Source organism: Micromonospora sp. NPDC048909 (genome assembly GCF_040649635.1).
GTDB lineage: Bacteria > Actinomycetota > Actinomycetes > Mycobacteriales > Micromonosporaceae > Micromonospora.
The window spans coordinates 20,136-32,809 of record NZ_JBEZFU010000014.1; the positions used below are offsets into that span (position 1 = coordinate 20,136).

Here is a 12,674-nt window from a genome sequence, read left to right on the forward strand (position 1 = left end):
CCAACCCCCGACAGTGGACCCGCAATGACGTGCGCGCCCGCTTGACTGTTGATGGACTGCCATCAGGTGGAGATGAGGCCCAACAGGCCGAGTTGGACCGCCTTGGCCTCGGCCCAGGGCGTCGTGGTCCTGGCGATGGCCGACAACCTGATGTTCGGCGTTCTTGAGCACGCCGGCATCGCCTGGCTGCGGCAGTCAACATGGTGGCGGCCCTGGTCATCGCCTCATTGTTGCTGGCACCCGGCGAACCGCCGCCCCGGATCTTGCAGGACTTCCCTGCTTGGGAAGGATCGAGGGATGGCAAGGTCGGTTGTGTATCCGCAGGAGCTGCGTGAACGCGCGGTGCGGATGGTCGCGGAGGTGCGGTCGAACTACGAGTCGGAGTGGCCCGCAATCGGGCGGTGGCGCAGCGGCTCGGGGTGGGCAGCTCGGAGACGGTGCGCAAGTGGGTGCGTCAGGCACAGGTCGACGACGGGCAGCGACCGGGTGTGACCAGCGACGAGTCCGCGGAGCTGAAGCGGCTGCGGCGGGAGACGGCCAGCGCCAGACGGCGGTCCCGGGCCGCTGACGAGGCCCGGTGTGTGAGCCCGCACCAGCCGACCGAGGGTCTGTGGGAGCAGGTCGGGAGCAGCTTGGGGTCACTGTCACTGACCGGGGGAGCGCTGGCGGGGGTCATACGGGGGCGGTAGGCATGGCGAACGACCCGCGGGACGATCACTGCCGCTCCCGGCTGGCAGCAGCCGAGGAGGCCCCATACCGGGGGAGCAGATTGGGAGCAACGCCCTGCTAAGAACGGCCTTCAACTGCGCCCAACGGCATCGAACAGCACGCAACTGCACCCACCCCTGCCTGCAGGTTCTCGTTGCCGCAGGTCAGAGTCGGTGCGGCGTCCTGTTTCACACCGAAGCTGTCAGCCCTGTTGCTGTCGACAGCAACGGTGACAGCAACGGGGCCGTACAGCGAGAGTCGAAGCCGGCTGGCGACGGACAAACGTCCGACGTCAGAGACGTGCGCGGACAGGGCCAGACGGAGCGCCCAGAACTTACAAGCGAGAGGTCGAAAGCCCTCCTGCCGCTCCTACCCCGGGTGCTGGTTCGAGTGCTCGTCCGATAGAGACAGGCAGACGCTGGGAGCCAAGGCCAATGACGTCGAGGCCACCACGGGACTGGGTGGGTGGCGTGTGAGGGTTATCAGGCGGCGGGCTGGTCGGTAGCGTTGGGCGTGACGGCGGCCGATGGGCCGGTGGTGCATCCCGCGCTACGAGGAGGTTCGGGATGGATTCCATGCCGGAGTTGACTTTCGGGCAGCGTTTGAAGGTCTACCGCGAGCGGTCCGGGAAGACTCGTGCGGTGCTCGGTGGGCTGGTGGGTCGGAGCGCCGAGTGGGTCAAGGCGGTGGAGACCGATCGGATTCTGCCGCCGCGTGTGCACATGCTGGATCGGATCGCGCGTGCCCTCAAGATCGACGTGTCTGCCCTGGTCGGGGAGTTGAGCGACCGGTCTGCCGCAGTCAACGGGCCGGAGCATCCGGCGCTGGCCTCGGTCCGGGAGGCCGTGAACCGCTTCACGCTCGCTGGCGACGTCCCCGCCGAGTCGTTGTACAGCCTCAGGGGGCGACTTGCGGCGGCGTGGCGGGCACGTCATCAGGCGTCGGACCACCGTACGGTGCTGGGCAGTCTGTTGCCGGATCTACTGCGGGACGTGCAGCGTGCAGCGTTGGCGTACGAGGGTGACGAGCGTCGGCAGGCGCAGGCCCTGTTGGCCGAGACGCTCGGGCTCGCGCAGATGTTCGTTGCCTACCAGCCCGCCGCCGAACTGCTGTGGCGGGTCGCCGACCGTGCGATGGTGGCGGCGCAGGAGTCCGGAGACCCAGAGGCGTTGGCATGCGCGGGGTGGTTCCTGTGCCAGGTGCATCGGGACGCCGGCGACTGGGACACCGCGATGGCCGTGACGCTCGACGTCCTGTCGACGCTGGAATCGCGTACGGCCGATGGGAGCACAAACCTGCTCGCGCTCTGGGGTGCGCTGAACTTCGAGGCTGCCTACACCGCCGCTCGTGCGGGTGAGGAGGGCCGTGCCTGGCGGTATTGGGATCGTGCGGACCGGGTGGCGCAGCGCCTGCCGCACGGCTTCTACCAGCCGCAGACGTCGTTCTCCCAGGTCATCATGGGCGCCCACGCGGTTACCGTGGCCGTGGAGTTGCAGAAGTCCGGCGAAGCGGCGCGGCAGGCACGTCGCCACGACGCGGCGGCGATCCCGTCGAGGCCGCGCCGGGCACGCCACCTCATCGAGGTCGCTCGGGCGCACTACGGCAAGGACGACAAGGAGGCCACCATGGCCACGCTCCGGCGGGCGTACGAGTCGGCTCCGGAGACGATCCGCTTCAACGGCTACGCCCGACAGATCACTCTGGACCTGCTCGACGGTCCGCGGTCCACCCGCGACGACGCCCGCGACCTCGCGGTTAAAGTCGGCCTCGTCTCTTGATCTAGGGGTACGAACCTTACCCCTTCCACCCCGCGACCGTACGTAGCGTCTCCCTCACGGGATGCGGCGGGCGGTGCGGGTATCGCCTGGCCGCCGCGTCCCTCTCAGCTTCGGGGGCGAAGAGGCCGCCCTCGTGATCGACGAGGGAGGGTACGTGCGGCGCGTCTCGTACGACGAATACCTCTCGGCTACCGCACTGACTCTCGCCCGGCGGCACCAGCCGGTCTGGTCCTGGCGGAGGTGGCGGCAGGTCTGCCGCTGCGGAGCCGACCTGCCCTGCCGCGCACGGCACCGCATTCCGATTAGGCGTGGCCACTGGCCACGGGAGGGTGAGCAGTGAACGACGGGCGGGAGCAGGCGATCCTCGCGGTGCATGTCCGAGGGCTCGATGGCATGTGCACCGGCTGCCGCGCGTGGTGGTCGCGGCTGGCTCCGTACCCGTGCTGGCAGGTGGATTGGGCGACCAGTCGGCAGGCCCGGACGAGCACGGCCCGGTTCCTGGGTGGTGTGCGGTGAGCACCTACGGCCCGGTCATGCCGGTCTGGAGCTGCGGAGGCTGCGGCCTGCCATGGCCCTGCCCGACGCGGAAGCGGGAGCTGCGGGCAGAGTACGCGGACGCTCCGGTGTCGCTGGCCATTTACCTCGGCTCCTACCTCGTCCAGGCCGCCGAGGACATGCCCTGGACGCCGGCCGGTGTGCTGCACCGCCGCTTCCTTGGATGGGTCAGGGCGGCTGAGCGGCCGATGCCAGCAGTACAGCAGTGAAGTACAGCAACCGCGCCAGCCGAACCGAGCCGAGATGCGCCTCAGCAGCCCGTTTGACCTCGCGTCAAGCCCGATCCGACCCGCTCGCCGATAGTTCACACCGAAGTGGTCTGAGGTCGCGGGCCGCGAGGTGCTGACCGACTGCGGACCAGAGCGTGCTCCCAGGGAGCGGCGCGCTGTAGAGTCCGCTGTCGCCCGGCTACAGAGCCGCCGGGCAGGACGGAGCCTTTGATGGGGAGAGGACCGCGATTCGCCGCGGCCCTGGCGTTCAGCTTGCTCATACTGATGGCCCCCGCAGGATGTAGCCGGTATTTCGGGTGCGCACCCCAGCCGCCCGAAGACATCACCGAGTCAGACCTGGCAGGGGTTTACACCAGTCTTGACGATGGAAGAGTCGAGCTAAGCGAAGATGGGCGCTACAGCGCCAGCAATCTTCCCGGGGCCAACGAAGAGGGCACGTGGACTCTCGATCTCGATTCAAAGAGCACCGAGGATTTGAGGCTTGGGGACCTGCAGCTGTGGATTTCCGGCAACCGAGAAGAGCCCTGGCTGTACCGATTTGAAGGCGACCCCGACAGTTGCGACCTAATTAAGTTCCACAGGGCCGCCCGCTGACCCGAGGATCGCTCTCCTCCCGGTTTGAGGGATCGGCTGCAGGGAGGGGGCCTACTCCGCGACGAAGACGCCCACGCCTGGCAGGGTTTCGGTCATTCCCTTGATCCTTAGCACCTGCATGGCTCGGTCGATCACGGGCTCAGTGACGCCGTAGTGCTCGATCAACTCTCGGCGGCTGGGCAGCTTGGAGCCGGGCGGGAATTCGCCGGACTTGATGCGTTCGGCGAGGTCGTCGGCGATCTGCTCGTAGCGGTAACGCGGTGGCACGGTGTTCCCCTCGGTTGGCAACACGAGTAGACCACCTACACCAGCCCTTGACTACCCAACGGTACCTATGGGAGGTTGCCGAGGAGGTCGATTCCCCCGGTTGGCGCTGTGGGCCGTCCTCGCCGGCGTGGATGTCCGGCGCGTCCCCCGCGATCGGGCATCCACGCCTCCGGACACCTGCGGCACGAGGAGGCGGCAGTGCTCCCTTTCGGTTCCGCAACTCGGTCGTTCGTCGGCCCGGCTGCTGTGACGTGCCGATGAAGCGGGTCTCGTATGACGAATACGTCCTGGCGGCAGCGCTCACCCTCGCCCGTCGCCATCGGCTCGTGTGGTCCTGGCGGCACTGGCGAAACATCTGCCGCTGCGGCGCGACTCTGCCATGCCGAAGCCGTCACCGCATCCCGATCAACCGTGGCCACTGGCCCAGCCAGCAGGGGCCGCAATGACCACTCACCACCCGATCAAGCCGGCCTGGACGTGTGGCGGCTGCGCGGGGGAGTGGCCCTGCCAAACCCGGCGACGGGAGCTGCGAGCCGAGTACGACCGCGCTCCGATGTCGCTGGCCCTCTACCTAGCCGCCCAGCTCGTTGACGCCGCACCGGACCTGGCCCGCGTCCCCGCCGGCCACCTGCACCACCGCTTCCTCGGCTGGACCCGATGAGCATCCTCCGGCCCGGCGACGAGAAGTTCCACTACAGCGACGGCTCGCACAAGTGGATCCCCCCGGACCAGGACTACGACCAGAAGGTCTGGGACGAGCAGGTCCGCCAGCACAAGCACGGCCACCTCAAGAACGAGCGCCCCAAGGTCCGCATCCAACGCCTTATCTGATGCCAGCAGTACAGCAGCGAAGTACAGCAACCGTGCCAGCCGAACCGAGCCGACAAGCGCACCACCAGGCTGTCTGACCTCGCACCGAACCCGATCCGGCTCGCTCGCCGAGAGTTCACACCGAAGAGGTCGCTGGTTCGATCCCAACATCGCCCACCATCTGTATCCGCAGGTCAGAGGCTTGTTGTTGGAGTTTCCGGTAACGAGCTTCTTCGCCAATGTCCCTGCTTTGCGAGCAGTTTGGGAGCAGCGGACGGCTAACTGCCTACCGGCTCCGGTGGCCCTTGTATCGCTCGTCTGGGCGGGTGCCGCCGTGGCGGCCCGCTTTTGGATCGCTGACGCCGGTTGACTCGTGCGGGATCGATTCCCCGCCCAACCGGGCTGGCGATGAGGGCGGGGCGTACCCGCGGTGACCACTTCGGACTCGGCGGTGTGGCGGTCTGGTTCCGGGACCGGGGCCGGTCGTGTTCGAGACCACTGGGCGTTGCATCACCCCGAGGGTGGTCCGCCCGAGGTGCGTTCAACCCGCGGCCACGGGCGGTCGATACGTCGGCTACGCCGCCGACAGCGCGTACCTCAGTCTCGGCTTTCGCTAGACCCAGTCTGGACTCTGTCGGCGGAGCTGCGTCAGGGCGGCGAGGACGAGCCCTGTCGACCGTCGAGTGGTCCGCTCAGCTCCACCACCAGATTTGACAGCGCCATAGCTAGCGGCTATCTATTAGCGATCTATCCGAAGGGGATGCCCGGGTGCAGGACGTGGTGCTGGCCATGCTGGCGAAGGAGCCGGCGTACGGGTACGAGCTGCGCAGGCGGATGCGTACCGCGCTCGGCCCGCTGGGCGAGGCGATGAACGCCGGGCAGATCTACGTGACGCTGGCCCGGCTGGGCAAGGCCGGGCTGGTGACCTCGGAGCGGGCCGAGGGCCTGCCGGACCGGCCCGACCGGCGGGTGTACGCGCTGACTCCGGCCGGGCAGCAGCGGGTCGCGGGCTGGCTGGCCGAGGTGAGCTGGCCCAAGCCGGACCTCACCGAGTTCCACCTCAAGCTGGTGGCTGCCGCGGCCGCCCGGTTGGCCGATCCGGTGGCCCTGGTGGACGCGCAGCGGCGTGAGGTGCTGCGCCGGCTTCGCGACATTCAGCGCGCCGCGTTGGACCGGTCGGTGGATCCGGTTGCCGGGTTGCTGCTGGAGGGTGTCGTGCTGCGGCTGCGGGCCGACCTGGACTGGCTGGAGGCGTGTGAGCGCCTCTGGACTGGGCGTGATCGGACTGAGCGGGAGGCAGGGGCGTGAGCGGATCGACGGTAGTGCAGGCGCGTGGGCTGAGCATGCGGTACGGCGGCGAGCACGCGCTGGTCCGCGCGGTCGACGAGGTCGATCTGGACGTTCCGGCCGGGCAGACGCTGGCGGTGATGGGGCCCAGCGGCTGCGGCAAGTCCACCCTGCTGCATCTGCTCGGCGGGCTGCAACGCCCCACCGGCGGCCGGGTGTGGCTGGCCGGGTGCCGGATGGACACGATGAGCGAGCGGGCCCTGGCCCGGCTGCGGCGCGACCGCATCGGGTTCGTCTTCCAGTCTTTCCACTTGATGGAAGAGCTGACCGCGGTGGAGAACGTCGAGCTGGCCGCACTGCTGGCCGGCCGATCACCGGGTCGGGCCCGCAAGCGGGCGATGTACCTGCTGGACCGGGTCGGGCTGGCCGACCGTGCCGCGCACCTGCCCTCGGCGCTGTCCGGTGGGCAGCGCCAGCGGGTCGCCATCGCCCGAGCGTTGAGCAACGAGCCGCTGGTCGTGCTGGCCGACGAACCCACCGGCAACCTGGACAGCGCCGCCACCCTGGAGGTGCTGCGGCTGTTCGAGGAGCTGCGCGCCGCGGGGCAGACCCTGGTGGTGGTCACCCACGACGCCCGCATCGCGGCGGTCGCCGACCGGGTGATCGCCATGCGCGACGGCGCGTTCGCCGACGAGAATCGATTCGCCAGCACCGCCACCGTCTACGACCGGCGGCGCTGACATGTCCGGCCGCCTCCTGCTCGTCTGCCGGTTGTTGATGCGGGACCTGCGCCGCCGCCGGACCGAAACCGTCCTGCTCCTGGCCGCCATCACCGCCGCCACCGCCACCCTGACCCTCGGCCTCACCCTCAACGAAGTTGCCGATCGGCCGTACCAGCAGACCCGGACCGCCACCGCCGGCCCGGACGTGATCGTGACCCCCCTGGCCACCGGCCAGGCCGCGTTGGACGAACTCGCGTCGATGACCACCGCGGCCGGCGTCACCGATCACAGCGGCCCCTTTCCGATCGCCTATTCGACGATGACGGCCCGCGGCAAGTCCGCGCACGCCGTCGTCGAGGGCCGGGACCCCGCACCTGTATCGATCGACCGGCCCGCCGTGACCGACGGCACCTGGGTACGCCCCGGCGGTGCGGTCGTCGAGCGTGCCTTCGCCGACGCCCTCGGCATCCGCACAGGCGACACGGTCAGCGTCGACGGCCATCCGCTGGTCGTGACCGGGACCGCGGTCACCGCCGCGAGAGCGACATATCCGTACGCCGGGTGGCACTACCCGGGCAGCGTCCTGGTCGAGCGCGGCGGCCTGGTCTGGGTCGACCGCAGCGACATGACCACGCTCGCGGGCAGCCGGCCGCTGTCATACACCCTCAACCTCAAACTCGCCGACCCGGCGGCCAGCACCACGTACAGCGTCGGCCCCGACCTCGCCACCTGGCAGGGGATCGCCTACCTCAACGCTCGGCTGTACGGCGACGCGCGGATGACGCTGCTCGTCGGCAGCTGGCTGCTCAGCGGCCTTGCGCTGGCCGGCGTCGCCGGCATCGTCGCGGGCCGGATCATCGGCCAGCGCCGCCGGGTGGGGCTGCTCAAGGCCGTCGGCGCCGGACCAGCCATGATCGCCGCCGTCCACCTCGCCGAGTACCTCGTGATCGGGCTCGCAGCCGCCACCACCGGCCTGGCCGCGGGCTGGTTCGCCGCACCCGTGCTGATCCGCCCCAGCGCCGGACTCATCGGCTCCGCCAACGCCCAGCCACCCGCGCTGCGCACGGTGATCGCAGTCACGGTTCTCGCCCTCACGATCGCTGTAGCGGCGACTCTGGTACCGGTGGTGCGCGCCGCCGCCACCAGCACCGTCCACGCGTTGGCCGACGCCGCAACACCACCCCGGCGACGGCGGTGGCGCATCTGGCTGTCGCGGCGGCTACCCACCGCCCTGCTGATCGGGGTACGTATCAACGCCCGCCGGCCGCGCCGCGCCCGGCTGGTCACAGTGAACACGCTGATCACCACGACCGCGCTCGTCGCCATGCTCATGGTCAACACCCGTGTGGAGCACTTCGACCTCGGCTACACGGAACTCGCCAACCCCCGCAGCGAGCGAATGGACCAGGCCCTTCTCGTCGTCATCGTCGTGCTGTGCACCCTTGCGCTCATCAACGCCGTCGTGAGCACCTGGACCGCAGTCCTCGACGCCCGGCAGCCGCTGGCCGTCGCGCGGACGCTCGGCGCCACGCCCGCGCAGGCCGGCGTGGGCCTGGCGGTAGCGCAACTGCTTCCCGCCATACCCGGCGTCGTCGCGGGGATCCCGGCCGGCATCGGGCTCCTTGCGTTCGTCAGCACCGGCGAGGTCCAGTACCCACCTGGATCCTGGCTGCTCGCCACCGCACTCGGAGTCCTGCTCGCCGTCGCCGCGCTCACCGCCATCCCAGCGATGGTCACCACTCGGCGCCCCGTCGCGGACACCCTCCAGTCCGCACCGACCTGACAGCCGGCAGCGGCTGTCGTGCCGCTCGCGGCCCTACAGCCGAGTGGACCCGCGGAGCAGGACCGTCAGCGCCAGCTCGTGCGCACTCAGCGGGGCCGGGTCGTCACCTTGGTCGGGGCTGCCGCTCACCTGATCGAGCATCCTCGAAACCGAGTCCCCCGCTCTGCACAACACGATAATTTCGGTATATGGGCATCACCGGGGGCATAGCATGCTTCTTTCTGATCGTCGTCCTTGTGGCGCTCATCGTGTTCTGGCTGGTGCGTTACGCGTTCGGCCCGAAGCAGCCGGCGCAGACGGACGAGGTGTTCGAAGAGTTACCACCGGACGATCAAACGCCGCCGCAGCACCCGCGCGGCCCTCGCTGACGCGGCGACCGACCGGTCCTGGCGCGCCAGGGTAGGAAGAGGCGTCGGCCAACACCTGGTCGCCCGTGCCCGCGAAGTGCACCTCGACGCGCGGCTGCCCCTCCAGAGCAGAGGTGAACCAGAGGTCGTTGTTGGCGTGGAGTCCTCGACTCCGGCGGTGAGCCCGGACTCGTCGAGTCGGCACACCACCAGGTCAGCGATCGTCTCGACGAACGGCAGCAAATTCGCGCGCCAGATCCACCCGTGCATCGTGCCGCGCGGCCAGCAACCCGCGCGGCGCAGGGGAGCGGACGGCGGCCGCGCCGGCGAGCTGGTGGCCGTCGCGGGGTTCACATCCGCTGCTCCGACCACGGGGCGCGGGGATCGGCGCCGGGGTCGACCAAGGTTCGACTGAGAAATAGATCATCGGCCGCACCGACGAGGCGACGTAATGCCCGCGCCGCTCGTCCAGGTAGCGACCGCAGGGCAATGTCCAACACGGATGTGTGGCAGATGGCCGATCACTGCACCGGCATGGAGCACCGAGACGGTGAGCTTGACCAGCGGAACGTCTCCTTTCCGTTAGAGCGATCGATCATGGAAGTAGACGGTGGCCGACCGCAGCTCCCGAGCACTGGCCGACGCGCTCGGCGTCGCGCCGACGATGATCACCGGCGGTCACATCGGCTTCGTGCTGGACCCGAACGCGATCGCCGCCTGGCTGCGCGAGGTGCTCACCGAGGGCTGAGATCGCCGAAGATCACGATTGAGCCCCGATCGGGAGTCGGGTCCGACCGGACCGTTGACGGTCCGGTGCGTCTCCCGTGTGCTGTGCGCGGGCAGGACGCCCGGATCGGGGGGCACGACGATGGAGTCCACGGCGCCGGGACCGGCACCCGTTACGCCGGCGGGACCGCACCGACTTCGGAGATGGTCGGCGGTCGCGCTGGCCGGGGTGCTGGTCGGCGGGGTCGCTGGCGTGACGGTATGGCGGACGGGCGCGACCCGGTCACCGGCATCCGCCGTGGTCGCGGCCCCGGTCACGGCTCGGGAACTCCTCGCCGGGCTGCCCGGCCGGCTGCTGCCGCCGGCCACCCCGACCGCCCTGCCCACCGACCGGGCCGTGGGACGGGGAGCCCTGCTCTACCAGATCGACGACCCCGATGGCTTCGACGCCTCGACCGGCGCCTTTCCCCGACGGCCGATGTACCTGGTGACTGCCACCGGTGAACAATTCGGCGTCGGACTGGTGGCTACCGTGGGCGAGTTCAGTCAGGCGCTCTCCCCGGACGGACGGTGGTTCGCCCAGCGCCGCGACGGGCAGTGGTGGATCCGCGACCTCACCGGGGTCACCGAGCGGGCCGTCCCGCCCGGGTACGAGCTGCGGCAGTGGTCGACCGACGGACGGGCGTTGCTGCTCGAGCAACCCTCCGGCGATGGCGAGGCGTACGCAGCGTTCGCCCTGCCTGGCGGGGAACTGAGCCCGCTGGCGTTACGCGGGACGCCGGGCCGCCGGATGCTGGCATTCCTGGACGGGCGTGAACTGGCCACCGCGGAGTTCAACGTCGGTCCGAACGCCCGGCCGCAGGGCCAGCTCACCATCGCGATTCAGGACGTCGACGGCCGCACCGTCCGTTCGGTGTCGCTCGCCACCACCCAACAGGTGGGCCCCGGCGACGTCCGCAACGCGCACGTCCCGCTTGTGCGCGGCGGCGGTGATCCACCGGCGGTGTGGGCTCTGGTCATCGGGGATGAGGTCCCGACCGGCCAGCCGGAGGGGGCGCGGGCGGAGGCCCCCATGACGTTGGTGGGAGTCGATCTACGATCCGGCCGACCGGCCGGCCGGATCGACCTCGTGCCGCCCCGGGGTGCGGAAAGTGAGTACTTCCTCGGTCTCGCCGGCTCCGAGGTCCTGCTGCAACGCATGACCGCGGACAGCAGTGAGCTGGTCGCCGTCGACCCGGCCACCGGCGGGCGTCGGGTGCTGACCTTGCTGCCCGGCCGCGCGCGGGTGATCGTCCCCGGCGACTAAGGGGCCAGGGCCTGGGCACTGACGCTGGGAGCCAAGGCGCGCTGAACTTCGAGGCCGCCTACACCGCCGCTCGTGCGGGGGAGGCGGGCCGTGCCTGGCGGTATTGGGATCGCGCGGACCGGGTGGCGCAGCGCCTGCCGCACGCCCTCGGCTCCTACCTCGTCCAGGCCGCCGAGGACATGCCCTGGACGCCGGCCGACGTGCTGCACCGCCGCTTCCTTGGACGGGTCAGGGCAGCTGATTGGCCGACGCCAGCACCGAAGAGGTCAGGGTGATCCGACTCACTGATGTCACAAACCGCCGGACGCGCGGTGTCTTGAGGCCGACCTTGGAGACGAAGGAGAGGCCATGGCTGAGAACACCGATGTCATCGTGGTCGGCGGCGGATACGCCGGCGTGATGGCGGCCAACCGCCTGACGCGGCGCGATGGTGTGACAGTGACCTTGATCAACCCGCGTCCTGCTTTTGTCGAGCGGATCCGCCTGCACCAGCTCGTCGGCGGGTCGGACGACGCGGTGGTGGACTACCAGGAAATTCTGGCCGGCGGCGTCGGGCTGGTGGTCGACACCGTGACCCGGATCGACGCGGCCGGGCGTCGCGTGACCTTGGCGAGCGGCGGCACTCTCCACTACGACTACCTGATCTACGCCGTGGGCAGCGGCAGCGCCGACCCGAGCGTGCCCGGCGCGGCGGAGCACGCCTACCCGATCGCCACCCTGGAGGAGGCGCGGCGGCTGCAGCCGATCATCGACGCCGTGCCGGCGTCGGCCGCGCTGACGGTGGTGGGAGCCGGGTCGACCGGCATCGAAACCGCTTCCGAGCTGGCGGAGCTGGGCCGGAAGGTGACCCTCGTGTGCGGAAGGGTGCTCGGGCCCTACCTGCATCCGCGTGCCCGGCGCGCGGTGGCCGGGCACCTCGCCAAGCTCGGTGTGACCGTGCTCGAAGGCCCCGGTGCGAGGGTGACCGGCGTGACGGGTGATGCGGTCCAGCTCGCCGACGGCCGCGAGTTGGCCAGCGGCGTGACCATCTGGACCGCGGGATTCGGCGTGCCGGATCTGGCCGTCCGCAGCGGGCTGAGCACGGATGCCCTGGGGCGCCTGCTCACCGATGAGACGCTCACGAGCGTGGACGACGCACGCGTCGTCGCGGCCGGGGACTCGGCGGCACCATCGGACGTGCCGGTGCGGATGAGCTGTCAGTCCGCGGTGCAGCTGGGCCCGCAGGCCGCCGAGACGGTGCTGAGCCGGATCGCCGGCGAGCTGCCCGCCAACTTCAACTTCGGGTCCGCCGGCCAGTGCATCAGCCTGGGCCGCCGCGCCGGAGTCGTCCAGTTCGCCCAGAAGAACGACACTGCGACGAGGATGTTCCACCTGGGCGGCCGGCCCATGGCGATGCTCAAGGAGTCCGTGTGCAGGAGCACCCTCTGGCAGCTGTCGTACGAGGCGCGCCGACCCGGCTCGCTCAACCTCTGGTTCAAGGATCGCCAACGCCAGAAGTCGCTGCGCGCCAAGTCCGGCGAGGCGCCCGCGGTCGCCAGCCGGCCGGCCTGAGGGGGGCGCC

11 protein-coding genes and 3 pseudogenes are annotated in these 12,674 nt (G+C 70.1%); 13 read left to right on the plus strand and 1 reads right to left on the minus strand.

The genetic code is table 11. The features are described 5' to 3' along the window. Positions 1 to 297: 297 nt before the first annotated feature. The 4 genes and pseudogenes from AB0C04_RS28160 to AB0C04_RS28175 form a co-directional block, all read left to right on the plus strand. Positions 298 to 596, plus strand: a pseudogene (locus AB0C04_RS28160) (transposase); the annotation flags it as partial. A gap of 678 nt (positions 597 to 1,274) precedes the next feature. Next, complete coding sequence (locus AB0C04_RS28165) at positions 1,275 to 2,486, plus strand: helix-turn-helix transcriptional regulator (RefSeq protein WP_357060231.1); 1,212 nt, start codon at positions 1,275 to 1,277, stop codon at positions 2,484 to 2,486. A 177-nt stretch (positions 2,487 to 2,663) separates the two neighbouring features. Beyond that, a pseudogene (locus AB0C04_RS28170) lies at positions 2,664 to 3,002 on the plus strand (hypothetical protein). Next, a pseudogene (locus tag AB0C04_RS28175) lies at positions 2,999 to 3,247 on the plus strand (hypothetical protein); the annotation flags it as partial. The pseudogenes AB0C04_RS28170 and AB0C04_RS28175, both read left to right, overlap by 4 nt. Positions 3,248 to 3,916: 669 nt before the next feature. On the opposite strand, the gene AB0C04_RS28180 reads toward AB0C04_RS28175, so the two are convergent. Further along, positions 3,917 to 4,156 (minus strand): GntR family transcriptional regulator, encoded by a 240-nt coding sequence (locus AB0C04_RS28180; RefSeq protein ID WP_113973358.1) that lies wholly within the window; start codon positions 4,154 to 4,156, stop codon positions 3,917 to 3,919. Between the two features lie 418 nt (positions 4,157 to 4,574). On the opposite strand from AB0C04_RS28180, the gene AB0C04_RS28185 reads away from it, so the two are divergent. From AB0C04_RS28185 to AB0C04_RS28225, 9 genes are all read left to right on the plus strand, one after another. After that, positions 4,575 to 4,793 carry a flavin reductase gene (locus AB0C04_RS28185; RefSeq protein ID WP_357060234.1) on the plus strand — a complete coding sequence of 73 codons (219 nt, stop codon included), beginning with the start codon at positions 4,575 to 4,577 and terminating at the stop codon, positions 4,791 to 4,793. Further along, on the plus strand, positions 4,790 to 4,963 hold the full coding sequence (locus AB0C04_RS28190; protein ID WP_357060237.1) for a hypothetical protein: 174 nt from the start codon (positions 4,790 to 4,792) through the stop codon (positions 4,961 to 4,963). Before AB0C04_RS28185 ends, AB0C04_RS28190 begins: the two co-directional genes overlap by 4 nt. A 747-nt stretch (positions 4,964 to 5,710) precedes the next feature. Then, entirely contained in the window at positions 5,711 to 6,250 is a 540-nt protein-coding gene (locus tag AB0C04_RS28195) for a PadR family transcriptional regulator (RefSeq protein ID WP_357060240.1), read from the plus strand. Beyond that, complete coding sequence (locus AB0C04_RS28200) at positions 6,247 to 6,969, plus strand: ABC transporter ATP-binding protein (RefSeq protein ID WP_357060242.1); 723 nt, start codon at positions 6,247 to 6,249, stop codon at positions 6,967 to 6,969. The genes AB0C04_RS28195 and AB0C04_RS28200 overlap by 4 nt, the downstream gene beginning before the upstream one ends. Position 6,970: 1 nt before the next feature. Next, positions 6,971 to 8,734, plus strand: coding sequence for an FtsX-like permease family protein (locus tag AB0C04_RS28205; RefSeq protein ID WP_357060245.1), 1,764 nt, complete (start codon positions 6,971 to 6,973; stop codon positions 8,732 to 8,734). 188 nt (positions 8,735 to 8,922) lie between these two features. Beyond that, the gene (locus tag AB0C04_RS28210) at positions 8,923 to 9,102 is read left to right on the plus strand and encodes a hypothetical protein (protein ID WP_357060248.1); all 180 of its coding nucleotides are present in this window, start codon (positions 8,923 to 8,925) and stop codon (positions 9,100 to 9,102) included. 589 nt (positions 9,103 to 9,691) lie between these two features. Next, positions 9,692 to 9,829: a hypothetical protein gene (locus tag AB0C04_RS28215; protein WP_357060250.1), complete on the plus strand. Its 138-nt coding sequence runs from the start codon at positions 9,692 to 9,694 to the stop codon at positions 9,827 to 9,829. 231 nt (positions 9,830 to 10,060) lie between these two features. After that, positions 10,061 to 11,113, plus strand: coding sequence for a hypothetical protein (locus AB0C04_RS28220; RefSeq protein ID WP_357060252.1), 1,053 nt, complete (start codon positions 10,061 to 10,063; stop codon positions 11,111 to 11,113). Between the two features lie 348 nt (positions 11,114 to 11,461). Further along, complete coding sequence (locus AB0C04_RS28225) at positions 11,462 to 12,664, plus strand: FAD-dependent oxidoreductase (RefSeq protein ID WP_357060255.1); 1,203 nt, start codon at positions 11,462 to 11,464, stop codon at positions 12,662 to 12,664. The last annotated feature ends 10 nt before the right edge of the window (positions 12,665 to 12,674 follow it).

Excerpts from the sequence above, each read along its gene's own strand:
- AB0C04_RS28165 (WP_357060231.1), top strand. The coding sequence starts at position 1,275 with ATGGATTCCATGCCGGAGTTGACTTTCGGGCAGCGTTTGAAGGTCTAC.
- AB0C04_RS28205 (WP_357060245.1), top strand. The coding sequence starts at position 6,971 with ATGTCCGGCCGCCTCCTGCTCGTCTGCCGGTTGTTGATGCGGGACCTG.
- AB0C04_RS28190 (WP_357060237.1), top strand. The coding sequence starts at position 4,790 with ATGAGCATCCTCCGGCCCGGCGACGAGAAGTTCCACTACAGCGACGGC.
- AB0C04_RS28225 (WP_357060255.1), top strand. The coding sequence starts at position 11,462 with ATGGCTGAGAACACCGATGTCATCGTGGTCGGCGGCGGATACGCCGGC.
- AB0C04_RS28185 (WP_357060234.1), top strand. The coding sequence starts at position 4,575 with ATGACCACTCACCACCCGATCAAGCCGGCCTGGACGTGTGGCGGCTGC.
- AB0C04_RS28210 (WP_357060248.1), top strand. The coding sequence starts at position 8,923 with ATGGGCATCACCGGGGGCATAGCATGCTTCTTTCTGATCGTCGTCCTT.